Genomic DNA, 23,330 nt, shown 5'->3' with positions numbered 1-23,330 from the left:
CAAGAGCGGCCGTCATGCGTATCAAGATCCATTGCCAGAACCGTGTGGGCATCCTGCGTGACATCCTCGAACTGCTGGTCGACTACGGCATCAACGTCGCCCGTGGCGAGGTTGGCGGTGAACAGGGCAACGCCATCTACCTGCATTGCCCCAACCTGATCAATCTGCAATTCCAGGCCCTGCGCGCCAAGTTCGAGGCCATCACCGGTGTGTTCGGCGTCAAGCGTGTGGGGTTGATGCCCAGTGAGCGCAGGCACTTGGAACTAAACGCGCTGCTCGGCGCCCTGGAATTCCCGGTGCTGTCCGTCGACATGGGCGGCAGCATCGTCGCCGCCAATCGGGCCGCAGCAGCGCTGCTCGGCGTGCGCGTGGACGAGGTGCCGGGCATCGCGCTGTCGCGCTACGTCGAGGATTTCGATTTGCCGGAGCTGGTGCGGGCCAATCGCTCGCGCATCAACGGGCTGCGGGTGAAAGTCTGCGGCGATGTGTTTCTCGCCGATATCGCGCCGCTGCAGAGAGAGCACGAAGACAGCGAAGCCATGGCCGGCGCAGTGCTGACCCTGCACCGCGCCGACCGCGTTGGCGAGCGTATCTATCAGGTGCGCAAGCAGGAGCTGCGTGGCTTCGACAGCATCTTCCAGAGCTCCAGGATGATGGCGGCCGTGGTGCGCGAGGCGAGGCGCATGGCGCCGCTGGATGCACCGCTGCTGATCGAAGGCGAAACCGGAACCGGCAAGGAGTTGCTGGCCCGCGCCTGCCACCTGGCCAGCCCACGCGGGCAGTCGCCATTTATGGCGCTCAACTGTGCCGGTTTGCCAGAGTCGATGGCCGAAACCGAGCTGTTCGGCTACGGCCCCGGCGCCTTCGAGGGCGCCCGCGCCGAAGGCAAGCTGGGTCTGCTGGAGCTGACCGCAGGCGGCACACTGTTTCTCGATGGCGTCGGCGAAATGAGCCCGCGTCTGCAGGCCAAGCTGTTGCGCTTCCTGCAGGATGGCTGCTTCCGGCGAGTCGGCAGCGACGAGGAGGTCTACCTGGACGTCCGGGTCACCTGCGCCACCCAGGTCGACCTTTCCGAGCTGTGCGCTCGCGGTGAATTCCGGGAAGACCTTTACCACCGGCTCAACGTGCTGAGCCTGCACATCCCGCCGCTGCGTGAATGCCTGGATGGCCTGCAGCCTCTGGCCGAGCATTTTCTCGACCGCGCCAGCCGACAGATCGGCTGCCCGCTACCAGGCCTGGCGCCCGCCGCGCTGGATAAGCTCGGCCGTTACCATTGGCCGGGCAATGTTAGGCAACTGGAGAACGTGCTGTTCCAGGCGGTGTCGCTGTGCGAGGGCGCGGTGGTCAAGCCTGAGCATATTCGCCTGCCGGGTTACGGCGCGGCGCAGCCGCTGGGCGACTTCTCGCTGGAAGGCGGGCTGGACGCCATCGTCGGGCGTTTCGAGAAAGCCGTGCTGGAGCGCCTGCACGGCGAATTCCCGAGCAGCCGCCTGCTCGGCAAGCGCCTGGGCGTGTCCCACACCACCATCGCCAACAAGCTGCGCGAACATGGGGTGGGCAAGGAGTAGAAAGAAGAGAAACGAGCCCGGTGGTACGGGCTCGTGTGGCGGGCCTTAGCGAGCGCTGACGGGCCGCGCGCGGGGGCCGGGCAGAATGCCGTTGACCGGGTTGCTGCTCAGCAGGCGGGCACTGGTGATGCTGGCGATTTCATGGCCGCGATCGTTCAGGCTGTTCATCACCTGATTGACCAGCGCGGTGATCAGGATGCCGGCCAAGCCGCCGCCGCTGTTCTGCTGCTGCTCGGCGCTGCTGGCCCGGGCGATGCCTTTCCACAGCTCCTTGCCGGTGCGCAGGTCGACCAGGGTGGCGCTGGCGGCCACCGCCACCTCGCTGCTGATCACTTTGTAGCTGCTGCCGTACTCGGTCACGTCGATGTACAGCACGGTGTCGGCACCGAAGATCTCGTAGAGCTTCTGCGGCGGGACTTCGCGAATTTCTTCGGCGTTGGCCATGCCGTTCTGCTTGAAGGTCTCGTTGACCACTGCCACCGGCAGCACGTAGTAGCCGGCCTCGCTCAGGGGCGCGGTGATCAGCGAGTACATGCTGAAGGTGGCCTTGATGTCCGGCGACTTGTTGACTGGCGGCAGCACCAGTATGGACGCCGGGCTGCTTTCCTTGAAGGCGCTGTAGTCGTAGGGCTGCTGGGTGGCGCAACCGGCCAGCAGGGCGAGCGCGGCCAGTGCCGCTAGGGTTCTGAGAGAGGTCAGTAGAGGCATGTCGGTCACTTGGCCATATTGCGCATCAGAAAGTCCATGTACTGCGCGGACTCGGGGAACAGGGCTTTCTCGGTTTCGAATTGCTGGCGTACCTGATCGGGCTTGCCGATCTCCGCGTAGAGCATGCCGAGGTGGGCATGGAAGCCCGGTGGCAGGGTGCGGTCAGCGGCGCGCGCCTTCTGTGCGCTGGCTTCCAGCGCGGCGATCTGCTCCTCGGTGCCGGTGGTGTTCTCGAAGCGCTGGTAGACCTGCTGCTGGTAGCCCTCCCAGTAGTAGAGGGATTTGGGTTGCTGCGCGCAGCCGCCCAGTAGGGCGGCGGCCAATACGGTGGTGAGCAGAAGTGGAGATTTCATCGTTCGCCCCTCGCTCACTTGACCGGGCGCCAGGCGCCGCTGTCGACGCCGCTGACCAGCTTGTTGACGGCCTCGCGAATCGCCAGGTCGAGCACTTTACCGTTGAGGGTGGAGTCGTAGCTGGCGGTGCCGCCGAAGCCGATGATCTCGCGGTTCGACAGGGCGTATTCGCCGGCGCCCTGGCTGGAATACACCACTTCGGAGGTGGCGACATCGACGATGTTGAGATTCACCTTGGCGTAGGCGATCTGCTGTTTGCCGCGGCCTAGGATGCCGAACAGCTGGTGGTCACCGACTTCCTTGCGGCCGAACTCGGTCACGTCACCGGTGACCACGAAGTTGGCGCCCTTGATCTGCTGAGCCTGCTTGGAGAAGCCCGACTCCTGCTGCAGTTCGCTGAGGTTGTCGCGATCCAGCACGTTGAAGCGATTGGACTGCTGCAGGTGGGTGATCAGAATGGTCTTGGCTTGCCCGCCAAGGCGGTCGACGCTGTCGCTGAAGATGCCGCGCAGGTAGCTGGAGCGGTTATCGAACTTGCCGACGGCGATTGGGCTGCGCGGGCCGCTGTACTGGCTGGTAGCGGTGTTGACCTTGGCGACTTCCAGCGTGCGCGAGCTTTCGGTGGCGCAGCCGGTGAGCAGTACGAGCATGCCGGCGAGGCCAGCGGTAATGATCTTGTTCATACGAATCTCGTTTGCAGAGTGGGCAGGCAAGCCTGTAACGGGCAGGAGTTGTCGGCCGGACACTTTCACGAGGGATGACGCATGGGACGGACTTGCGGCGGCGGCGCGGGGCGCTTGAAGAGTCGATCCATGACGCTGACCCTGGAAGGGGCGCGGGTTGCTTCCTGCGGCGGCGATTCTAGAGGTCAGCCCGGCGTTTTGCCAGCAACGCCGCTCACCAGTGTGATGAGATTCGCTTCGTGGCGCCTTGCCAGGTCAGCCGGACTCGGTCTGCGGCAGCAAGGTTGCGATCAACGCCCGCACGCTGCCCGGCAGCGCCTCCAGATCGCGTACCAGCATGCTGCGTTCGCGCACGGCCCAAGGCTCGTCGAGTTCGATGGTGTGCAGTTTCATGGTGCGACGGTGCCGGCTGGCGGCGGACTCGGGGATGATGCCGATGCCGACGTTGGCCTCGACCATGCGGCAGATGGCTTCGAAGCTGGACATCTGAATGCGCAGCGACAGGGTGCCGCCCAAGGTCTCGACATGCTCGCGCAAAAAGGTCAGCAGGGTGCTGCCGTCGTGCAGGCCGATGTGCTGGTACTGCAGCGTATCGCGCAGGTTGACGCGTTCTCGGCCGGCCAGCGGATGGCCGGCCGGCACTACCAGCACCAGGCGGTCGGTGCTGAAGTGCAGCACCTGCAGGCCGGCCGCTTCCACCGGGCCTGCGATGATGCCCAGGTCGGCGCCGCCGTCGATCACGCCACGCACGATATCGCGGCTCAGGCGCTCCTGCAGGTCCACCGTCACGCCGGGGCGTTCGGCAAGGAACCCAGCCAGCACCTCGGGTAGGAATTCTGTCACTGCCGTGGTGTTGGCGAAGATGCGGATATGCCCGGCCGAATCGCTGCCGTATTCGGTGAACTCGCTTTTCAGGTAATCGACCTGGCGCATGATCAGCCGCGCGTGCTGCAGCAGACGCTGGCCGGCCGGCGTCAGCTCGACGCCGCGGCTGTCGCGGTACAGCAGGCGAGTATCCAGCTGGCCTTCCAGCGCCTTGATGCGCGCGCTGGCCGCCGCTGGCGACAGGGAGGCACGGCGTGCGCCCTGGGTCAGGCTTGGCGATTCGGCGATATGGATGAAGAGGCGCAAGTCTGGCAGGTCGAAGTGCATGGCGGCTCTAGGGCGAGTTGGAAAATGGCGTTCAGCATAGCCGAACGCCGGCTTAAATAAATGCGGATTCTCGGAACGTTCATCGGATTGCATGCTGCCTGCACTCCAAGAACAGCCGGGATCGACCATGAGTGACTCTGCCTTCGCCGCCTGGATCGGCCGCACCGAAGAAGCCCACGATCAATTGAGCCGCAATCTGGTCAAGCGCATCGCCGCGACCCTGGGCGAGAACACCCCCGCCCATGGCGAAGCGCTGCCGCCGCTCTGGCATTGGGCATTCTTCCAGGAGCCCATCGCCGAGAGCGGCCTGGGCGGCGACGGGCACCCGGCACGCGGTGGCTTCCTGCCACCGGCGGACAATCGCAATCGCATGTGGGCCGGTGGACGCGTCGAGTTCATCACGCCGCTGCGGGTCGGCGGCGAGGCCACCCGGGTCTCGACCATCAAACACATCGAGGAAAAGCACGGGCGCACCGGCGCGCTGCTGTTCGTCACCGTGCAGCACGACTACCTGCAGGACGGCGAACTGGCGATCCGCGAGGAACAGGACATCGTCTACCGCGAGCCGAGCCCACCCAAGGGCGGTGCCGGTGAAGCGCTGCCAGTCGGTGACTGGCGCGAAGGCGTGGTGCCGAGCCCGACGCTGCTGTTTCGCTACAGCGCGGTGACCTTCAACGGCCATCGCATCCATTACGACTGGCCCTACGTCACCGAAACCGAAGGTTACGCCGGCCTGGTCGTGCATGGCCCGCTGATCGCCACCCTCAACCTGCGCGCGTTCTGCCGCGCCCAGCCCCAGGCGCGGCTGCGCCGTTTCGCCTACCGCGGCCTGCGCCCGCTGGTTGCGCCCGACCCCTTCGAGGTGGCCGGGCGAGTCGATGAGCCGGGCAGGGCGCAGTTGTGGGCGGGTAATGCCGCGGGCATGGCCCAGCAGGCCGAAGTGGAATTCGAATGATTGAGCCGAGGGTGGATCACGCTTCACCGATCCACCGCTATCGGCCGCGAAAACAACAAGAATCGAGGAACTGAGATGACCCCGCAGCAGAGCGAAGAACTGAATTTCATCCGCGAAGGCGTACGTGGCCTGTGCGCCGAATTCCCGGCCGAATACTGGCGCAAGATCGACGAGGAGAAGGGCTTTCCCGAGGCCTTCGTCAGCGCCATGACCGAAGCCGGCTGGCTATCGGCGATGATCCCGGAAGAATACGGCGGTTCCGGCCTGGGCCTGGCCGAGGCATCGGTGATCCTCGAGGAAGTGAACCGCTGCGGCGGCAACTCCGGCACCATCCACGGGCAGATGTACAACATGTTCACCCTGCTGCGTAACGGCAGCGACGCGCAGAAAAGCTACTACCTGCCGAAGCTGGCCAGCGGCGAGCTGCGCCTGCAGTCCATGGGCGTGACCGAGCCGACCACCGGCACCGACACCACCAAGATCAAGACCACCGCCGTGCGCCAGGGCGACAAGTACGTGATCAACGGCCAGAAGGTGTGGATCTCGCGCATCCAGCACTCCGACCTGATGATCCTGCTGGCGCGCACCACGCCGCTCGCCGAGGTGAAGAAGAAATCCGAAGGCATGTCGATCTTCCTGGTCGACCTGCGCGAGGCCATCGGCAACGGCCTGACCGTGCAGCCGATCGCCAACATGGTCAACCACGAGACCAACGAGCTGTTCTTCGACAACCTGGAAATTCCCGCCAGCAGCCTGATCGGCGAAGAGGGCAAGGGCTTTCGCTACATCCTCGATGGCTTGAATGCCGAGCGCACGCTGATCGCTGCCGAGTGCATTGGCGATGGTCGCTGGTTCATCGAGAAGGCCAGTGCCTACGCCCGTGATCGGGTGGTGTTCGGCCGCCCGATTGGCCAGAACCAGGGCGTGCAGTTTCCCATCGCCAAGGCCCACATCGAAGTGGAGGCCGCCGACCTGATGCGCTGGCGCGCCTGCGAGCAATACGACCGCGGCGAGAACGCCGGGGCCAGCGCCAACATGGCCAAGTACCTGGCGGCGGAGGCTTCCTGGGCGGCGGCCAACGCCTGCCTGCAGACCCACGGCGGCTTCGGCTTTGCCAACGAATACGACGTCGAGCGCAAGTTCCGCGAGACCCGCCTGTACCAGGTGGCGCCGATCTCCACCAACCTGATCATGTCCTACGTGGCCGAGCATTTGCTCGAGCTGCCGCGCAGCTTTTGAGGAGCCTGTCATGAGCCATACCCAAGCCTTGGCAAGTTTCCTCGCCGAGTTGCGTTACGACGATCTGCCTGACTACGTGCTCGATCGCACCGAAGACCTGTTCCTCGACTGGCTGGGTTCGGCCCTGGCCAGTGAAGGTGCAAGGCCGATCCCGCTGTTCGAGGCCTACGCGCAGAAGATGGGCCCGGTCGATGGCCCAGCGCGCATTCTGGTCAACGGGCGCGGCACCTCGGCGTACTTCGCCGCGCTGGTCAACGGCGCGTCGTCGCACCTGGTGGAGCAGGACGACCTGCATAACAGTTCGGTGCTTCACCCGGCCACGGTGGTGTTCCCCGCGGCCCTGGCGGCTGCGCAGGATCTCGGCAAGTCCGGCCGCGAGCTGTTGCTGGCCTCGGTGGCCGGTTACGAGGCAGGCATCCGCATCGGCGAATTCCTTGGCCGCTCGCACTACCGCATCTTCCACACCACGGCGACGGTCGGCACCCTGGCCGCCGCCGTGGCCGTGGGCAAGTTGCTGCACTTCGACCAGAAGCAGTTCGTGCATCTGCTCGGCAATGCCGGCACCCAGGCCGCCGGGCTGTGGGAGTTCCTGCGCGACGCCGCCGACTCCAAGCAACTGCACACCGCCAAGGCTGCCGCCGATGGCCTGCTGGCCGCGTATTTCACTGAGCAGGGCCTGACCGGCGCGCAGAATATTCTCGAGGGCGAGCAGGGCATGGCCGCCGGCATGTCCAGCGACGCCGAGCCGAGCAAGCTGTCGGATCGCCTCGGCAGCCGCTGGGCGCTGGTCGAAACCTCGTTCAAGTTCCACGCCTCCTGCCGGCATACCCATCCAGCCGCCGATGCGCTGCTCGATCTCATGCAGCGCGAAGGCCTGCGCCATGGCGATATCGCCAAGGTCATCACCCATGTGCACCAGGGCGCCATCGATGTGCTCGGGCGTGTGGTGGTACCGCAGACCGTGCACCAGGCCAAGTTTTCCATGGGCACCGTGCTCGGCCTGATCGCCGTGCATGGCAAGGCGCAGCTCACCGAGTTCGAGAACCTGTCGCTCACCGATGACGACGTCGCCGAGTTTCGCGACAAGGTCAGTATGCGCCTCGACCCCGAGGTGGACGGCGCGTATCCGGCGCGCTGGCTGGGGCGCGTCGAGGTGGTCACCACCGACGGTCGCACCCTGCATGGCGCCATCGACGAGCCCAAGGGCGATCCGGGCAACACCCTCAGCCGCACGGAGCTGGAAGACAAGTTCCGCCGCCTGCTGGCCTTCGCCGGCAAACGAGGCAGCGATGAGGCGGGCGAGCTGATCGCCAGGGTCTGGCGACTGCGTGAGACCGACGACCTGAGCAACCTGGCCTGACCGAGGACGCGCATATGAACAACGCACAACAACCCCGGCCACTGGACGGCATCACCGTGGTCAGCCTGGAACATGCCATTGCCGCGCCGTTCTGCACCCGCCAGCTCGCCGACATGGGCGCTCGGGTGATCAAGGTCGAGCGGCCGGGCAGCGGCGACTTCGCCCGCGGCTACGACGAGCGCGTCAACGGCCTGGCCTCCCACTTCGTATGGACCAACCGCTCCAAGGAAAGCCTGACCCTGGACCTCAAGCAGGACGACGCCGGCGATGTGCTCGACAGCCTGCTGGCCAAGGCCGATGTACTGGTGCAGAACCTTGCGCCGGGTGCGGCGGCACGCATGGGGCTGTCGTTCGACAAGCTGCACGCGCGGTTTCCGAAGCTGATCGTCTGTGACATCTCCGGCTACGGTGAGGGCGGCAGCTACGAGAAGAAGAAGGCCTATGACCTGCTGATCCAGAGCGAGGGCGGTTTCCTGTCGGTGACTGGCGGCGCGGGTGACGACCAACTGGCCAAGGCCGGTTGCTCCATCGCCGATATCGCCGCCGGTATGTATGCCTATAGCAATATCCTTTCGGCCCTGCTGCTGCGCGGCAAGACCGGGTTGGGCAGCCGCATCGACGTGAGCATGCTCGAGAGCCTGGTCGAGTGGATGGGTTATCCCCTGTACTACGCGTACGACGGTGCCACGCCGCCGCCGCGTGCCGGGGCCGCCCACTCGACCATCTATCCCTACGGCCCGTTTCCCGCCGGTGATGGCGGCACGGTGATGCTTGGCCTGCAGAACGAGCGCGAATGGCAGGCGTTCTGCGAGCGGGTGCTGTTGCAGCCCGAGCTGGCAGGCGACGAGCGTTTTTCAGCCAATTTCAAACGCTCGGCCAACCGCGAGGTGCTGCGCGGCATCATCGTCGAGACCTTCGCGGCGCTGAATGCCGAGCAAGTCATCGAGCGGCTGGAACAGGCGCAGATCGCCAATGCCCACGTCAATGACATGGCCGGCGTCTGGGCCCATCCGCAGCTGAAGGCCCGCGACCGCTGGCGCCAGGTCGACAGCCCTGCCGGCAGCTTGCCCGCGCTGCTGCCGCCGGGCAGCAACAGCGCCTTCGCCCCGCGCATGGACCCCGTGCCCGCGCTCGGCGAGCACACCGACGCCTTGCTCGCCGAGCTGGGTTATGGCGAGGCGCAGATAGCAGGATTGAAGGTGAGCGGGGCGGTTTGACGTTGGTCGGTATCTAGAGAAGGCGGCCTTTCGTAGGGTGGACCGGGGCGCGTAGCCGACGCTTCACCTACGCGGCCCGACCCGTCCACCGCTCTGCGCTCGTAAAGGTGGACAAAAAGAGCGTTGTCCACCCTACGCAGGGAGCGTCCGCTTCTACCTTACAACCGCCGCTATCGCCCAGCATTCCCCTTTGTTCATTCACATTCACGTCAGGGGTCGGCTTCCATGACCACACAAATCATTCGTACCGCGCTGTTCGTTCCCGCCTCACGACCCGAGCGCATCCCCAAGGCCCTGGGCGCTGGCGCCGACGTGGTCATCGTCGACCTCGAAGATGCAGTACAGGAAAGCCTCAAGGTCGAAGCGCGGGACAACCTCGAGCGCTTTCTGGCGGGCCACCCGGAAGCGCGCCTGCTGGTGCGTATCAACTCACCCGAACACGCAGGGCATGCCGCCGACATCGCACTGTGCCAGCGCCATGGCGGGGTGATCGGCGTGTTGCTGCCCAAGGTGGAAAGTGCCGCGCAAGTGGCGCGCGTCGCCGCGGTCGGCAAGCCGGTCTGGCCGATCATCGAAAGCGCGCGCGGCCTGCACGAATTACCGGCCATCGCCGCGGCATCGGGCGTCGAACGCTTGTCCTTCGGCGGCCTGGATCTGGGCCTGGATCTAGGCCTGAACAGCGGCACGGCGGCGGCCGAGCGCCTGCTCGACCAGGCCCGCTACGCGATCTTGTTGCACAGCCGCCTGGCCAATCTGGCGGCGCCGCTCGATAGCGTGTTTCCGGCGATTCAGGATCAGGCCGGCCTCGACCGCGCCAGCCGGGACGCCCGCGACATGGGCTTCGGCGGCCTGCTGTGCATCCACCCCAGCCAGGTCGCAGTGGTGCATCAGGCCCTGGCGCCCTCGGCCGAAGAGCTGGATTGGGCGCGCCGGGTGCTGCAGGCCGGAGAGGGTGGCGACGGGGTGTTCGTGGTCGACGGTCAGATGGTCGACGCGCCAGTGGTCGGGCGCGCCCGGCGCATCGTCGCGCGGGCCGGCGGCGCGGGTTGATCCCGCGGGCGGCGTTCGGCACTGCCGAACGCGGCTTTGCACAATCACGAATTCCGCGCCGACCGCGGCGCGTTGTAAACAGGCAACAGGCTCGTTCACTACCTACTTACAAAAACAAAATGAGGTATACCCATGCTCAAGCTTTCTCTCAAGGCGCTGGTCTGCGCCGTTTCGCTGTCCGTTGTCGGTGGGCTGCACGCCGCTGCGCAAGCACCGATCAGCATCAAGTTCGCCCACGTGGTCGCCGAACACACGCCCAAGGGGCAGGGCGCGCTGATGTTCAAGAAGCTGGCCGAAGAGCGCTTGCCGGGACGCGTCAAGGTCGAGGTCTACCCGAACTCCTCGCTGTTCGGCGATGGCAAGGAGATGGAGGCGCTGCTGCTCGGTGACGTGCAGTTACTGGCGCCATCGTTGGCCAAGTTCGAGCATTACGCCAAGCCGATCCAGATCTATGACCTGCCGTTCCTGTTCGACAACATGGAGGCGGTCGACCGCTTCCAGGCCAGTGAGCAGGGCAAGGCGCTGCTGACCAGCATGGAAGGCAAGGGCATCACCGGCCTGGCCTACTGGCACAATGGCCTCAAGCAGCTTTCCTCGAACAAGGCGATGCACGAGCCCAAGGATGCCCGCGGCCTGAAGTTCCGGGTGCAGGCTTCGGCGGTGCTCGACGAGCAATTCAAGGTGCTGCGCGCCGCGCCGCGCAAGATGAGCTTCGCCGAGGTCTATCAGGGCCTGCAGACCGGTGTGGTCAACGGTACCGAGAACACCTGGTCGAACTACTTCAGCCAGAAGGTCCATGAGGTGCAGCCGTTCTTCACCGAATCCAACCACGGCCTGATCGATTACATGGTGATCACCAACACCAAGTTCTGGAATGGCCTGCCGGAAGACGTGCGCAGCGAGCTGGACAAGATCATGGTCGAGGTTACCGCCGAGGTGAACCGTCAGGCCGATGATCTGAACAAGGAAGCCCGCGCGGCCATCGTCAAGGCCGGCACCAGCGAGATCATCGAGCTGACCCCTGCGGAGCGCGAGAAGTGGCGCGAAGCCATGCGCCCGGTCTGGAAGAAGTTCGAGGGCGAGATCGGCGCCGACCTGATCAAGGCGGCCGAGGCGTCCAATCAGGCGCAGTGATCACTAGTTGAATCGCGCACAACAAAGGCCGCTTCCCTCGGGAGGCGGCCTTTGTTTTGATGGCGACGTTAACCACAAGCGAGGAGAGCGGATGAAGGTCAGCCAGGCTTTGCGTGAGCGTCGCAGCGTGCGCGCCTTTCTCGACCGGCCGGTGCCGCCGGCTTTGCTGTGCGAGCTGCTGGAACAGGCTGCGCGAGCGCCTTCCAGCGGCAACCTGCAGCCTTGGCGTATCCATGTGTTGCAAGGCGATGCGCTGGCGCGTTTCGTCGAGCATATCGCTCAGCGATTGGCGAATGACCCAGAGCCCGATCCGGCGGACTACGCGGTGTATCCGCAGCCCTTGCAGGAGCCTTACCGCACCTCGCGCTTCGAGGTGGGCGAGCAGATGTATGCGCTGCTGGGCATCGGCCGCGATGACAAACCCGCGCGCCTGGCCTGGTTCGCCCGCAACTTCCGCTTCTTCGACGCGCCCTGTGCGTTGTTCTTTTCCGTGGACCGTTGCATGGGACCGGGGCAGTGGGCCGATCTGGGCATGTACCAGCAGAGCCTGATGCTGCTTTTCAAGGAGCACCGCCTGGACAGCTGCCCGCAAGCCTGCTGGGCGCGCTATCACCTGAGCGTCGAGGCGTTTCTACAGATCCCGGCCGAGCACATGCTGCACTGCGCCATCGCCGTGGGCTATGCCGACCCCGAGGCGCCGGTCAATCAACTGATCAGCGAACGCCTGCCCCTGGAAGCGTTCTGCACTTTCGTGGAGTGAGCAGGGCAGAGCGACCAGGGAATGGCTGTGGCTGAACTGATCCCCGGGTGTCGCTTCGCTCGACGCCGGGCTACCCGATCGTAGCCTTGCGAAACCCAGGGCAATCGCCACTGTTCCAACTCCCTCCATACCCCCCGTAAAAATCGCCCCCCACAAATCCCCTGAACCCACCCAGCCCCCAAACAGTCCTTTCAAAACCCCTGAATATTTCAAAGTATTTCTGAAATTGATAACAAGTATTACGAAATGTAATTGGGTTGATCGCTGCCTGGGCAGTAATCTGCAGGGCATTCACTGCCTGGGCAGGTAATTCCTCATGCCGCATTTCGACCGCGAACGTTTTTCGCTGCAGCACTCACCCGGCCACCTGATCGCGCTGACCAATCAGCTCAAGGACCGCCTGCTGGAGCGCCACCTGGTGGACCACGACGTGACTGCCGCGCAGTTCAAGGTGGTGCTGCTGATCAGCCAGAGCCGCGCGAGTACACCGGCCGACCTGGTGCGCCTGCTCAGCCTCGACAGCGGGGCGATGACCCGCATGCTCGACCGCCTGGAGCAGAAGGGCCTGCTGACCCGCGAGCGCAGCGTCGAGGATCGCCGCCAGGTGCGCCTCACCCTTACCGAAGCCGGCATTGCGCTGGGCGTGCGAGTACCGCAGATCGCCGCCGACGCCACCAACGAGCTGACCGGCTGCCTGACCCGCGCCGAGCTCGACGAACTACAACGCCTGATGAAGAAGATGCTGATGGCCGCCGACGCCTTGCCGCAGCTGCCAGGAGAATGATGAACACCATGCCGTTGCGTACTTCCCTGTCCCTGATTTTCAGCGCCCTGTTGCTGGCGGCCTGTGCCTCGCAAGACGGCCTGCACACTGAGGGCCACACCCTCGACGCCGCCAGCCTGCAAGGGCAGACCTTCACCGGCAAGCTGTCGCCGGCTGCCTGGCCGGCGAGCGACTGGTGGAACCGCCTGGGCGATCCGCAGCTCGATGCGCTGATCGCTGAAGCCCTGCGCAGCAACCCCGATCTGCAGGTCGCCGATGCCCGCGCCCGCCAGGCCAACGCCGCGGTGTTGGCCGCCGATGCGCAGCGCCAGCCGACCCTGGATGCCAACGCCGGCGTGACCCGCTCACGCCTGGCACGGGTCGACGACCCCAGCGGGCAGGGCAGGCGCTACAGCACCCTGCGCGACCTGTCGCTGGAGGGCGGCTACCACTTCGACCTGTGGGGCGGTGATCGTGCTGCCTGGGAAGCGGCCATGGGCCGTGCCCGCGCCAGTGAGGTGGATCGCCAGGGTGCCCGCCTGACCCTGGCCGCCGAGGTGACCCGCGCCTATAACGATCTCGGCCTGGCCTACGCCACCCAGGACCTCGCCGAGCAGGACCTCAAGCGCAGTCGCGACATGCTCGACCTGGCGCGCAGCCGGGTCGATGCCGGCCTCGATAGCGAATACCAATTGCAGCAGACGCAAAGCCTGGAGGCCGCCGCCGAAGCCAGCCTGACCGCTGCGACCCAGGCGGTCGACAGCGCACGCATTCGCCTGGCGGTGATGCTCGGCCAGGGTCCGGATCGCGGCGCCACGCTGCCACGCCCTCAACTGATCGCTCCGGCGGCAGTGAGCCTGCCGGCCAACGTGCCCGCCGAGCTGCTCGGCCGTCGCCCGGATCTGGTCGCTGCGCGCTGGCGCGTCGAAGCCGCCACCCGCGACATCGACGCCAGCAAGGCCGATTTCTACCCCAACCTCAACCTGAGCGTGGCGGCGGGCAGCAAGTCGCTGCTTGGTGATGCGGTGTTCGGTGGCGCCAGCCGCTTCTTCAGCGTCGGCCCGGCGCTGAGCCTGCCGATCTTCGACGGTGGTGCGCGCCGCGCTGCCTTGGCCGGGCGCAACGCCGACTACGACGTAGCCGTGGCCCAGTACAACCAGACCCTGGTTGGCGCCCTGGGCGATATCGGCGACGGCATCAGCCGCATCCGCTCCCTGGAGCAGCAGATCGAGCAGCAGCAGCGGGCTCGCGATATCGCCCGCAGTTCCTACGACATCGCCATGCAGCGCTACGCCGATGGCATCGGCAATTACCTCGATGCGCTGAGCGTCGAGCAGCAACTGCTGCAGAGCGAACGGCAACTGGCCAATCTGCGTGCCGAGCGTATCGACGCCTCGGTGCTGCTGATGCAGGCCCTCGGTGGTGGCTTCGAAACCGCCGCTCCGTCATCCACTTCCGCACGCTGAGTACTTGTCATGACCGACTCTCAAGCCACTCCTGCCGCCGCCAACTCGGGCAAGCGCAAACGCCTGCTGATAGGCCTCGCGGTCATCGTCGTGCTGTGCAGCGCGGCCATCTTCGCCTACCACGAACTCTACGGGCGCTTTTACGAAGAGACCGACGACGCCTACGTAGGCGGCAACCTGGTGCAGATCACCCCGCAGATCACCGGCACCGTCACGCGCATCGCCGTGGACGACGGCGACTATGTCGAGGCCGGCCAGCCCTTGGTCTGGCTCGACCCCGCCGATACCGAAGTGGCCCAGCAGAGCGCGGAGGCCAACCTGGCGCGCACCGTGCGCCAGGTGCGCGGTTTGTACAGCAACGTCGACAGTTACAAGGCCCAGGTGGCCTCGCGCAAGATCGACGTGCAGCGTGCCAAGGCCGACTACCAGCGCCGCGTGACCCTGGCGAGCAAGGGTGCGATCTCCCGTGAAGAGCTGGCCCACGCCCAGGACACCCTGAACAGCGCACAGAGCGCCCTGACCTCGGCCCAGCAGCAACTCGACACCAACCAGGCACTGGTCGACGACACCGTGATCGCCTCTCATCCGGACGTGAAGAGCGCCGCCGCGCAACTGCGCCAGGCCTTCCTCAACAACGCCCGCAGCACCTTGGTGGCACCGGTCAGCGGCTACGTGGCGCGCCGCTCGGTGCAGGTCGGCAGCCGTATCCAACCCGGCACCGCACTGATGGCCGTAGTGCCGCTGCACGAGGTGTGGATCGACGCCAACTTCAAGGAAACCCAGCTGCGCGAGATGCGCATCGGCCAGCCGGTGACCGTCGAGGCCGACCTGTACGGCGACGACGTGACCTACCAGGGCCACGTGGAAAGCCTCGGCGTCGGCACCGGCAGCGCCTTCTCGCTGCTGCCGGCGCAGAACGCCAGCGGCAACTGGATCAAGATCGTGCAGCGCCTGCCGGTGCGCATCCGCCTGGACGACGAGGCGCTGGACAAGCACCCGCTGCGCATCGGCCTGTCCACCACGGTCACCGTCGACCTGCATGACCAGAGCGGCGCCCAACTGACCAACCAAATGCCCAAGGAGGCGCGCTTCAGCACTGCGGTGTACGACGCCCCGCTGGGCCAGGCCGACGTGCTGATCGAGCGCATCATCCACGACAACGGCCCGCAGAGCACCAACGCCACGCCGGCGAAGCAGGGCTGACATGAGCGACGCCAATTTCCGCCCGGCCAGCATGCTGCTGGCCACCATCGGCATCTCCCTGGCGACCTTCATGCAGGTGCTCGACACCACCATCGCCAACGTCGCCCTGCCGACCATCTCCGGCAACTTGGGCGTCAGTTCGGAGCAGGGCACCTGGGTGATTACCTCGTTCGCGGTGTGCAACGCCATCGCCTTGCCGCTGACCGGCTGGCTGGCGCGGCGCTTCGGCGAGGTGAAGCTGTTCCTCGCTGCGGTGGTGCTGTTCGTGATCACCTCGTTCCTGTGCGGCATCGCCCGCTCGATGCCCGAACTGGTGGTATTCCGTGCCCTGCAGGGGCTGGTCGCCGGCCCGCTGTACCCGATGGCGCAGACCTTGCTCCTGGCGATCTTTCCCAGCGCCAAACGAGGCATGGCCCTGGCGTTGCTGGCGATGGTCACGGTGGTGGCGCCGATCATCGGGCCGATCGCCGGTGGCTGGATCACCGACAGCTACAGTTGGCCGTGGATCTTCTTCATCAACGTACCGATCGGCATCCTCGCCACCCTGGTGGTCTGGACGCAGATGCGCAACCGCCCGGAAACCACCGAGCACCAGCCCATCGACTACGTCGGGCTGATGCTGTTGGTGCTCGGCGTCGGCGTGCTGCAGGTGGTGCTCGACAAGGGCAACGACCTGGACTGGTTCGAGTCGACCTTCATCCAGATCGGTACCGCGATCTCGGTGGTGTCGCTGGTGGCCCTGGTGATCTGGGAACTGACCGACAAACACCCGATCATCAACCTGCGCCTGTTCATGTACCGCAACTTCACCTTCGGCACCCTGGCCCTGGTGCTCGGCTACTCGGGCTTCTTCGGCATCAACCTGCTGCTGCCCCAATGGCTGCAAACCCAGCTGGGCTACACGCCGATCTGGGCCGGGCTGGCGGCGGCGCCGATCGGCATCCTGCCGTTGTTCCTGTCGCCACTGGTGGGCAAATACGCGCACAAGTTCGACCTGCGCCTGTTGGCCGGCGGCTCGTTCCTGGTGATCGGCACCTCGTGCTTCATGCGCGCCTCGTTCAACACCGAGGTGGATTACCGGCACATCGCCGAGGTGCAGGTGTTCATGGGCCTGGGGATCGCGCTGTTCTTCATGCCGACCACCAGCATCCTGCTCTCCAGCCTGCCACCCAAGGACATCGCCGACGGCTCGGGCCTGGCCACCTTCCTGCGCGTACTGGGCGGCAGCTTCGCTTCGTCGCTGACCACCTGGATCTGGCACCGCCGGGAGATCTACCATCACGCCCAGTTGACCGAGCACGTCACGGCTTATGACCCGGCCACCCACCAGTACCTGGAACAGCTCGGCGGCGCCTCGCAATCGGCCTACATGCAGATCGACCGGGTGGTGGAAAGCCAGGCCTACATGCTTTCCACGGTGGACTACTTCACCCTGATGGGCTGGCTGTTCTTCGGCCTGATCCTGATCATCTACCTGGCCAAACCACCGTTCTCGGCCAAGGGCGCGGCAGAGTCGGGTGGTGGGCACTAATGACTGACTGCTTGCAGGCGTCGTGGTGAGCATGACCGGGTAGCCCGGGCTGAACGACGTGATACCCGGGGCTGGTTTCCTGGGTATCGCTGCGCTCAACCGCAGGCTACGGATTGATCGTGGCTTGCCTGGGATCACGGCTCTGTATCAACGATTCGCCACGAGGTCGCGGCTCCTACACGATCGCAAGCACCCTGGCGCCAGTGTAGGAGCGCCGCCCCGGCGCGAAAGCGATGCCAGCCATCGCGCGACTACCGGGTGGTGCCACTCTCTACCGATTCACTCATCCATTTCGGCTTCGGATAACGACGGTCCGACTTGCCGGCCTTGAGAATCGCGCCAGGCACGTCGTGGCCGATCAGCTCGGGCAGGGTGGCGGCGGCCTCTAGCAGGGCATCGAGGTTGACCCCCGTCTCCAGGCCCATGCGCTGGAGCATGTGTACCAGGTCCTCGGTGCAGATATTGCCGCTGGCGCCGGGCGCATAAGGGCAGCCGCCGAGGCCGCCGAGGGAGGCGTCGAAGCGGTCGATGCCGGCGTTCAGGGCTGCCAGGGCATTGGCCAGGCCCATGCCGCGGGTGTTATGAAAATGTGCGGTAAATACCGCTTCGGGCCAGCGCTGAAGCGCCGTGCGGCAGATGCGTTCGACCTGGGCCGGGTCGGCCATGCCGGTGGTGTCGCAGAGGGTCACGCCCTGCACGCCGATCTCCAGCAGGCGCTGGGTCAGCTCATGCACCCGCGCCTCGGGCACTTCACCCTCGAACGGGCAGCCGAAGGTGGTCGACAGCGAGGCGTTGATGAACACCCCACTGCCGCGGGTGACCTCGATGATTTCGCGAAACTGGGCGAGCGACTGCTCCGGCGTCATGCGCAGGTTGGCCAGACCATGGGTGTCGCTGGCCGACATCACCAGGTTGATCTCGTCCACTTCGCAAGACAGCGCCCGCTCGCAGCCACGCACGTTAGGCACCAGCACGGTGTATTCCACGCCTGCCACGCGCTGGATGCCGCGCATCACTTCTTCGGCATCGCGCAGATTGGGGATGGCCTTGGGCGATGTGAAGGAGGTGACTTCGATCTTCGCCAGGCCGGTTTGCGACAGCCTGTCGATCAGGGCGATCTTGGCGTCGGTGGGCACGAAGGCCGCTTCGATCTGGAAGCCGTCGCGGGTGGCGACGTCCTGGATATAAAGGCGTTTGGTCATGGGAAATCCTCGGGGGATAGCCGCAAGCCACAAGCTGCAAGTAGCTTGCTTGCCGCTTGAAGCTTGCAGCTGTTGTTAGATGATGCCGCGCTCGCGCAGACCAGCGACCTGTTCGGCGCTCAGGCCAAGCCCGGCGAGGATGTCGTCGTTGTGCTCGCCGAGCTGCGGGCCGCCAACGCCAATGCGCCCCGGCGTGCGGCTGAGTTTGGGTAGTACGCCTGGCACCTTGAGCGGGCCGACGGGCGTCTGCACCGTCTCGATCATCTGCCGTGCCAGGTAGTGGGGGTCCTGCACGATATCGGCGGCGGTGTAGGGGTAGCCGGCCGGCACGCGGGCGCCCTTGAGCGCTTCGATCACCTCGTCGCGGCCACGCCCGGCCGTCCATTCGCCAATGGCGGTGTCGATCAGCTCGGCATGCTGGCTGCGCCCGTCGTTCTGCGCCAGGCGCGGGTCGCTGCCCAGATCGTCACGGCCAATCAGGGTCATCAGGCGTTTGTAGATGCTGTCGCCATTGCCGGCGATCAGCACGTAGCTGCCATCGTTGCACGGGTAGGAGTTGGACGGCGTGATGCCGGGCAGGGCGCTGCCGGCTGGCTCACGGATATAGCCGAAGGCGTCGTATTCGGGCACCAGGCTTTCCATCATGGCGAACACCGATTCGTACAGCGCCACGTCGATTTCCTGGCCTTCGCCGCTGCGGCCCCGCTCCTGCAGGGCCAGCAACACGCCGATCACGCCATACAGCGAGGACAGCGAATCGCCGATGCTCACCCCGACGCGCACCGGCGCTTGCCCGGCATAGCCGGAGAGATGGCGCAGGCCGCCCATGGCTTCGCCGATCACCCCGAAACCGGGCAGGTCGCGGTAGGGCCCGGTTTGTCCGTAGCCGGAGATGCGCAGCATGATCAGTCGCGGGTTGATCGCCTTCAACGCGTCATAACCCAGGCCCCAGCCTTCCAGCGTGCCGGGGCGAAAATTCTCCACCAGAATGTCGGCCTCGGCCACCAACTGGCGGACGATGTCCTGGGCTTCGGCCTGCTTCAAGTCGAGGGTCAGAGAGCGCTTGTTGCGCGACTGCACATGCCACCACAGCGAGGTGCCGTCCTTGATCTTGCGCCACTTGCGCAGCGGGTCGCCGACGCCAGGCGGCTCGATCTTGATCACGTCGGCACCGAATTCGCCGAGCAGCTTGCTGGCGAACGGGCCGGCGATGAGCTGGCCCATTTCGATGACCTTGAGGCCGGCCAGGGCCATGGGTGCAACGGTTGTGTTGGCAGGCATGTGCGGTTTCCCGATGACTTGGGTTCGATGGCGCCGAGCATCGCCCACCACGCGGCTTGCCGCAATCAGTCAATCGTCAAGTCTGGCTTCGTGCGACGCGAAGGCATATGGTGCCGCCATCGGTTCACGGCCCGTGTCGCGAGCCAGCCTCTTTCGCCAACCACGAAGCGGAGCCCGCCATGCGCGTGGATTTCACCACCCTCAAGTTGTTCGTCGCCATCGCCGATGAGCGCAGCCTGACCCGCGCCGCCGAACGCGAGCACCTGGCGCTGGCGGCGGTGAGCAAGCGCATCAGCGACCTTGAAGCGCACCTGCGTACGCCCTTGCTGTATCGCCAGCCCAAGGGCGTGGCGCTGACGCCGGCCGGCGATGCGCTGCTGCACCATGCGCGCAACCTGCTGGACAACATCCAGCACATGCAGGCCGACCTCAGCGAGTTCAGTGAAGGCATCAACGGCCATGTACGCATCCACGCCAATACCTCGGCGGTGATCGCCTTTCTGCCCGAGGATCTGGCGGCCTTCAGCGCCCAGCACCCGCAGATTCGCATCGACCTGGAAGAGCGCGTCAGCAGCGAAATCATCCACGCGGTGCGCGAAGGGCTGACCGATATCGGTATCTTCGCCGGCCACGTACAGGCCGCTGGCGTGCAGGTGTTTCCCTACCGTCATGACCGCCTGGTGCTGGTGGTGCCGAGCGAGCATCCGCTGGCGGCCCGCGAGCGGGTGACGCTGTCGGAAACCGTCGGCTACGACTTCATCGGCCTGCAGAAGGAGGCCTCGCTGCACAGCCTGCTCAGCGAAGCCGCGCAGCAGGCGGGTGTGCACCTGCGGGTACGCATCCAGGTGCGCAGCTTCGAGGCCATCTGCCGGATGATCCATACCGGGCTGGGCATCGGCGTGCTGCCCGAGCAGGCGGTGCGTACCTACCTGCCGAGCATGGCGGTGCGCGCGGTGGCGATCAAGGATGGCTGGGCGGTGCGCGAGCTGAACATCTGCGTGCGCCAGTACGACAGCCTGTCGCTGATCGCCCGGCAGATGGTCGATCACCTTGCCTTCGGCAATGGCGAAGGCAGGCTTGGCCAATCAAGAATTTAGTCGGCCTTGGGGCTCAAGTAGAGTTCGTCGCGAACAAAGGCATCCGGTGGGCCAGGCCTGCCGTACCAATAACAACAGGAGATCGCCTCATGTCGCGCTTATTCTGCCGCAGCCTGTCCTGCGTGCTGCTGTCCACCGCCATGGCCTTCGGCGCCGCCGTTCAGGCCGAGGAAATCGTCATCAAGTTCGCCCATGTCGCCTCCGACCAGACGCCCAAGGGGCAGGGCGCGCGCATGCTGCAGAAGCTAGTCAAGGAGCGCCTGGCCGGCAAGGCGCGGGTGGATGTCTACCCGAATTCCTCGCTGTTCGGCGATGGCAAGGAGATGGAAGCGCTGCTGCTTGGCGACGTTCAGTTGCTGGCGCCGGCTCCGGTGAAGCTGGAGAAGTACCAGCCGCGGGTGCAGATCTTCGACCTGATGTTCCTGTTCGACAACTCGGCGGCCTCGCAACGGTTCGAGCGATCGCCGAAGGGCCAGGAGCTGCTGCACAGCCTGGAGAACAACGGCATTCTCGGCCTGGCCTACTGGCTCAACGGCATGCGCCAGTTCACTGCCAACAAGCCTTTGCACGTGCCAGGTGATGCGCGCGGCCTGAAGTTCCGCGTGCAACCTTCCGACCTGCAGGCCGCGCAGATCAGCGCACTGCGCGCGGTGCCGCGCAAGATGGCCTTCGCCGAGATCTACCAGGGCCTGCAGACCGGGGTGATCAATGCCTCCGACAATCCCTGGTCGAACATCTACAGCCAGCGCCACTTCGAGGTGCAGCAGTACATGATCGAGTCCAACCATGCGGTCGGCAATTACATGCTGATCACCAACGCCAAGTTCTGGAACGGCCTGCCCGAGGACGTGCGTGGCGAGCTCAAGACCATCATCGACGAAGTCACCGCCGAGGTGAATCGCCAGGCCCTGGCGCTCAACGAGAAGGACAAGCAGCAGATCCTCGCCGGCGGCAAGCATGAGCTGATCGTGCTGACCGACGAAGAACGCGCGCAATGGCGCGAGGTGATGCGGCCGATCTGGAAGGAGTACGAGGGCAAGATCGGCAGCGACCTGATCGAGGCGGCCCAGGCCGCCAACGCTGCGGGGCAGTAGGGCTTCGATGCGGGTGACATCCATCGATCATGGATGTCGCCTGCGCGGCCTGACCCTTTCTGCGTGCTCGTAGGAAGGGTCAGATTCATGCCTGGCTAGGCACGTCACGGCTGAAGCCACTCCTACCAATAGCCTGCACGCTGCCTCCAGCCCTTTACCTGCAGCCTATTCACCCAGGCCGAAGGCCGCGTTTACCAATCGTGAATATTCGCCTCGCCAGGCCGGGGTTAGAGTCGGCTTGCCAAAACAATTACAACAACCCTCCCTGGGAGACCGCTGATGAATGCGTTGCAGCGCCTGTGGAATCGCCTCGAGGAAGCCGCCGTGGCGTTCCTGCTCGCGGCGATGACCCTGGTCACCTTCTCGTATGTGGTGTTCAACAACCTCTACGGTGTTTTCTACGCCCTGGGCGATGCGCTGCCGTTCGGCGGCGATGCCATGTTCGCCATTGGCGACGGCATCCTCTACGTCGCCCAGGAAATGACCTGGAGCGTGGCCCTGACCAAGGCCATGTTCGGCTGGCTGATCTTCGTCGGCCTGGCCTGGGGCGTGCGCATCGGTGCGCACATCGGCGTCGACCTCTTGGTGCGCCTGTTCAAACCCTCGCTGCAGAAGGCCGTGGCGATTCTCGCGCTGCTCATTTGCCTGGCCTATTGCGCGCTGATGGCCTACTCCAGCGAGCAGTGGGTCGCGGTGCTGTTCAACATCGGCACCGGCGCCGAGGATCTGGACCGCTTTGGCGTGCAGCAGTGGCACATCGTGATGATCGTGCCCATCGGCTTCACCCTGATGTTCCTGCGCTTCGCCCAGGTGCTGGTGCGCGTGATCCAGAACAAGCAGATCGGTTTCGGCGGCCATGGCGAGCTCGATGACGCCATCAAACTCGCCGAAGAGACGGAGACCAAACGATGACCATCGCCTTTCTGTTCATCGCCCTGTTCGTGCTGATGTTCATCGGCATTCCGGTGGCGATTTCCCTGGGTTTGTCCGGGGCCATGACCATCCTGTTCTTCAGCAACGACTCGGTGCGTTCGCTGGCGATCAAGCTGTTCGAGACCAGCGAACACTACACGCTGCTGGCCATTCCGTTCTTCCTGCTGTCCGGCGCGTTCATGACCACGGGCGGTGTGGCCCGCCGGCTGATCGATTTCGCCAACGCCTGCGTCGGCCATATCAAGGGCGGCCTGGCGATTGCCGCGATCCTGGCGTGCATGCTGTTCGCTGCGCTGTGTGGCTCGTCGCCAGCCACGGTGGCGGCGGTCGGCTCGATCGTTATCGCCGGCATGGTGCGCTCGGGCTACAAGAAGGAGTTCGCCGCGGGCATCGTCTGTAACGCCGGTACCCTGGGCATCCTGATTCCGCCGTCGATCGTCATGGTGGTCTACGCCACCGCCACCGAAACCTCGGTGGGCAAGCTGTTCATGGCCGGTGTAGTGCCGGGGCTGCTGTTGGGCGTGTTCCTGATGATCACCATCTACATCATCGCCCGGGTCAAGAACATGCCGTCGCTGCCA

Annotated in this window: 21 protein-coding genes and 1 pseudogene; 16 read left to right on the top strand and 6 right to left on the bottom strand. The window is 65.3% G+C overall.

Annotated elements, in window-relative coordinates; genetic code table 11:
* Positions 1-14 precede the first annotated feature (14 nt).
* Positions 15-1,568, top strand: coding sequence for a sigma-54-dependent transcriptional regulator (locus tag BVH01_RS22430; RefSeq protein ID WP_075932439.1), 1,554 nt, complete (start codon positions 15-17; stop codon positions 1,566-1,568).
* Positions 1,569-1,613: 45 nt separating this feature from the next.
* Here BVH01_RS22430 and BVH01_RS22425 read toward each other — a convergent pair whose 3' ends face one another.
* The 4 genes from BVH01_RS22425 to BVH01_RS22410 form a co-directional block, all read right to left on the bottom strand.
* The gene (locus BVH01_RS22425) at positions 1,614-2,276 is read right to left on the bottom strand and encodes a DUF799 domain-containing protein (protein ID WP_075932625.1); all 663 of its coding nucleotides are present in this window, start codon (positions 2,274-2,276) and stop codon (positions 1,614-1,616) included.
* 5 nt (positions 2,277-2,281) lie between these two features.
* Positions 2,282-2,629, bottom strand: a complete 348-nt coding sequence (locus tag BVH01_RS22420; protein ID WP_027906510.1) for a DUF4810 domain-containing protein — start codon at positions 2,627-2,629, stop codon at positions 2,282-2,284.
* A gap of 14 nt (positions 2,630-2,643) precedes the next feature.
* Entirely contained in the window at positions 2,644-3,312 is a 669-nt protein-coding gene (locus tag BVH01_RS22415; RefSeq protein ID WP_075932438.1) for a CsgG/HfaB family protein, read from the bottom strand.
* 255 nt (positions 3,313-3,567) lie between these two features.
* Positions 3,568-4,464: a LysR substrate-binding domain-containing protein gene (locus BVH01_RS22410; protein ID WP_075932437.1), complete on the bottom strand. Its 897-nt coding sequence runs from the start codon at positions 4,462-4,464 to the stop codon at positions 3,568-3,570.
* Positions 4,465-4,591: 127 nt separating this feature from the next.
* On the opposite strand from BVH01_RS22410, the gene BVH01_RS22405 reads away from it, so the two are divergent.
* The 11 genes from BVH01_RS22405 (at position 4,592) to BVH01_RS22355 (ending at position 17,142) form a co-directional block, all read left to right on the top strand.
* Positions 4,592-5,419 carry a MaoC family dehydratase N-terminal domain-containing protein gene (locus BVH01_RS22405; protein ID WP_075932436.1) on the top strand — a complete coding sequence of 276 codons (828 nt, stop codon included), beginning with the start codon at positions 4,592-4,594 and terminating at the stop codon, positions 5,417-5,419.
* Between the two features lie 75 nt (positions 5,420-5,494).
* Positions 5,495-6,658 (top strand): acyl-CoA dehydrogenase family protein, encoded by a 1,164-nt coding sequence (locus BVH01_RS22400; RefSeq protein WP_075932435.1) that lies wholly within the window; start codon positions 5,495-5,497, stop codon positions 6,656-6,658.
* Between the two features lie 10 nt (positions 6,659-6,668).
* The gene (locus BVH01_RS22395; protein WP_075932434.1) at positions 6,669-8,018 is read left to right on the top strand and encodes an MmgE/PrpD family protein; all 1,350 of its coding nucleotides are present in this window, start codon (positions 6,669-6,671) and stop codon (positions 8,016-8,018) included.
* Between the two features lie 14 nt (positions 8,019-8,032).
* Complete coding sequence (locus BVH01_RS22390) at positions 8,033-9,235, top strand: CaiB/BaiF CoA-transferase family protein (RefSeq protein WP_075932433.1); 1,203 nt, start codon at positions 8,033-8,035, stop codon at positions 9,233-9,235.
* 225 nt (positions 9,236-9,460) lie between these two features.
* Positions 9,461-10,285 carry a CoA ester lyase gene (locus tag BVH01_RS22385; protein ID WP_075932432.1) on the top strand — a complete coding sequence of 275 codons (825 nt, stop codon included), beginning with the start codon at positions 9,461-9,463 and terminating at the stop codon, positions 10,283-10,285.
* A 132-nt stretch (positions 10,286-10,417) separates the two neighbouring features.
* Entirely contained in the window at positions 10,418-11,419 is a 1,002-nt protein-coding gene (locus BVH01_RS22380; protein ID WP_075932431.1) for a TRAP transporter substrate-binding protein, read from the top strand.
* A 91-nt stretch (positions 11,420-11,510) separates the two neighbouring features.
* The gene (locus tag BVH01_RS22375; RefSeq protein ID WP_075932430.1) at positions 11,511-12,179 is read left to right on the top strand and encodes a nitroreductase family protein; all 669 of its coding nucleotides are present in this window, start codon (positions 11,511-11,513) and stop codon (positions 12,177-12,179) included.
* A 316-nt stretch (positions 12,180-12,495) separates the two neighbouring features.
* Positions 12,496-12,963 (top strand): MarR family winged helix-turn-helix transcriptional regulator, encoded by a 468-nt coding sequence (locus BVH01_RS22370; RefSeq protein WP_075932429.1) that lies wholly within the window; start codon positions 12,496-12,498, stop codon positions 12,961-12,963.
* Positions 12,963-14,408 carry an efflux transporter outer membrane subunit gene (locus BVH01_RS22365; protein ID WP_139317891.1) on the top strand — a complete coding sequence of 482 codons (1,446 nt, stop codon included), beginning with the start codon at positions 12,963-12,965 and terminating at the stop codon, positions 14,406-14,408. Before BVH01_RS22370 ends, BVH01_RS22365 begins: the two co-directional genes overlap by 1 nt.
* Positions 14,409-14,417: 9 nt before the next feature.
* Positions 14,418-15,611 (top strand): efflux RND transporter periplasmic adaptor subunit, encoded by a 1,194-nt coding sequence (locus tag BVH01_RS22360; protein ID WP_075932428.1) that lies wholly within the window; start codon positions 14,418-14,420, stop codon positions 15,609-15,611.
* A 1-nt stretch (position 15,612) separates the two neighbouring features.
* Positions 15,613-17,142: a DHA2 family efflux MFS transporter permease subunit gene (locus BVH01_RS22355; protein WP_075932427.1), complete on the top strand. Its 1,530-nt coding sequence runs from the start codon at positions 15,613-15,615 to the stop codon at positions 17,140-17,142.
* A gap of 251 nt (positions 17,143-17,393) precedes the next feature.
* Here the strand turns inward: BVH01_RS22355 and BVH01_RS22350 are convergent, their stop codons facing one another.
* Together BVH01_RS22350 and BVH01_RS22345 are read right to left on the bottom strand one after the other, a co-directional pair.
* Positions 17,394-18,344 carry a hydroxymethylglutaryl-CoA lyase gene (locus BVH01_RS22350; RefSeq protein WP_075932426.1) on the bottom strand — a complete coding sequence of 317 codons (951 nt, stop codon included), beginning with the start codon at positions 18,342-18,344 and terminating at the stop codon, positions 17,394-17,396.
* 75 nt (positions 18,345-18,419) lie between these two features.
* Complete coding sequence (locus tag BVH01_RS22345) at positions 18,420-19,625, bottom strand: CaiB/BaiF CoA-transferase family protein (RefSeq protein WP_075932425.1); 1,206 nt, start codon at positions 19,623-19,625, stop codon at positions 18,420-18,422.
* 179 nt (positions 19,626-19,804) lie between these two features.
* Between BVH01_RS22345 and BVH01_RS22340 the strand changes: the two genes are divergently transcribed.
* From BVH01_RS22340 to dctM, 4 genes and pseudogenes are all read left to right on the top strand, one after another.
* Entirely contained in the window at positions 19,805-20,722 is a 918-nt protein-coding gene (locus BVH01_RS22340; RefSeq protein WP_075932424.1) for a LysR family transcriptional regulator, read from the top strand.
* A gap of 89 nt (positions 20,723-20,811) precedes the next feature.
* On the top strand, positions 20,812-21,816 hold the full coding sequence (locus tag BVH01_RS22335) for a DctP family TRAP transporter solute-binding subunit (protein WP_075932423.1): 1,005 nt from the start codon (positions 20,812-20,814) through the stop codon (positions 21,814-21,816).
* 279 nt (positions 21,817-22,095) lie between these two features.
* Positions 22,096-22,728 (top strand): TRAP transporter small permease, encoded by a 633-nt coding sequence (locus BVH01_RS22330; protein WP_075932422.1) that lies wholly within the window; start codon positions 22,096-22,098, stop codon positions 22,726-22,728.
* Positions 22,725-23,330: pseudogene (gene dctM, locus BVH01_RS22325) on the top strand (C4-dicarboxylate TRAP transporter large permease protein DctM); the annotation flags it as partial. The gene BVH01_RS22330 and the pseudogene dctM, both read left to right, overlap by 4 nt.

Source organism: Pseudomonas sp. PA1(2017), from assembly GCF_001945375.1.
Classification (GTDB): domain Bacteria; phylum Pseudomonadota; class Gammaproteobacteria; order Pseudomonadales; family Pseudomonadaceae; genus Aquipseudomonas.
This window is presented reverse-complemented; position numbering and strand designations above follow the sequence as displayed.

Excerpts from the sequence above, each read along its gene's own strand:
- BVH01_RS22430 (WP_075932439.1), top strand. The coding sequence starts at position 15 with ATGCGTATCAAGATCCATTGCCAGAACCGTGTGGGCATCCTGCGTGAC.
- BVH01_RS22425 (WP_075932625.1), bottom strand. The coding sequence starts at position 2,276 with ATGCCTCTACTGACCTCTCTCAGAACCCTAGCGGCACTGGCCGCGCTC.
- BVH01_RS22420 (WP_027906510.1), bottom strand. The coding sequence starts at position 2,629 with ATGAAATCTCCACTTCTGCTCACCACCGTATTGGCCGCCGCCCTACTG.
- BVH01_RS22415 (WP_075932438.1), bottom strand. The coding sequence starts at position 3,312 with ATGAACAAGATCATTACCGCTGGCCTCGCCGGCATGCTCGTACTGCTC.
- BVH01_RS22410 (WP_075932437.1), bottom strand. The coding sequence starts at position 4,464 with ATGCACTTCGACCTGCCAGACTTGCGCCTCTTCATCCATATCGCCGAA.
- BVH01_RS22405 (WP_075932436.1), top strand. The coding sequence starts at position 4,592 with ATGAGTGACTCTGCCTTCGCCGCCTGGATCGGCCGCACCGAAGAAGCC.
- BVH01_RS22400 (WP_075932435.1), top strand. The coding sequence starts at position 5,495 with ATGACCCCGCAGCAGAGCGAAGAACTGAATTTCATCCGCGAAGGCGTA.
- BVH01_RS22395 (WP_075932434.1), top strand. The coding sequence starts at position 6,669 with ATGAGCCATACCCAAGCCTTGGCAAGTTTCCTCGCCGAGTTGCGTTAC.
- BVH01_RS22390 (WP_075932433.1), top strand. The coding sequence starts at position 8,033 with ATGAACAACGCACAACAACCCCGGCCACTGGACGGCATCACCGTGGTC.
- BVH01_RS22385 (WP_075932432.1), top strand. The coding sequence starts at position 9,461 with ATGACCACACAAATCATTCGTACCGCGCTGTTCGTTCCCGCCTCACGA.
- BVH01_RS22380 (WP_075932431.1), top strand. The coding sequence starts at position 10,418 with ATGCTCAAGCTTTCTCTCAAGGCGCTGGTCTGCGCCGTTTCGCTGTCC.
- BVH01_RS22375 (WP_075932430.1), top strand. The coding sequence starts at position 11,511 with ATGAAGGTCAGCCAGGCTTTGCGTGAGCGTCGCAGCGTGCGCGCCTTT.
- BVH01_RS22370 (WP_075932429.1), top strand. The coding sequence starts at position 12,496 with ATGCCGCATTTCGACCGCGAACGTTTTTCGCTGCAGCACTCACCCGGC.
- BVH01_RS22365 (WP_139317891.1), top strand. The coding sequence starts at position 12,963 with ATGAACACCATGCCGTTGCGTACTTCCCTGTCCCTGATTTTCAGCGCC.
- BVH01_RS22360 (WP_075932428.1), top strand. The coding sequence starts at position 14,418 with ATGACCGACTCTCAAGCCACTCCTGCCGCCGCCAACTCGGGCAAGCGC.
- BVH01_RS22355 (WP_075932427.1), top strand. The coding sequence starts at position 15,613 with ATGAGCGACGCCAATTTCCGCCCGGCCAGCATGCTGCTGGCCACCATC.
- BVH01_RS22350 (WP_075932426.1), bottom strand. The coding sequence starts at position 18,344 with ATGACCAAACGCCTTTATATCCAGGACGTCGCCACCCGCGACGGCTTC.
- BVH01_RS22345 (WP_075932425.1), bottom strand. The coding sequence starts at position 19,625 with ATGCCTGCCAACACAACCGTTGCACCCATGGCCCTGGCCGGCCTCAAG.
- BVH01_RS22340 (WP_075932424.1), top strand. The coding sequence starts at position 19,805 with ATGCGCGTGGATTTCACCACCCTCAAGTTGTTCGTCGCCATCGCCGAT.
- BVH01_RS22335 (WP_075932423.1), top strand. The coding sequence starts at position 20,812 with ATGTCGCGCTTATTCTGCCGCAGCCTGTCCTGCGTGCTGCTGTCCACC.
- BVH01_RS22330 (WP_075932422.1), top strand. The coding sequence starts at position 22,096 with ATGAATGCGTTGCAGCGCCTGTGGAATCGCCTCGAGGAAGCCGCCGTG.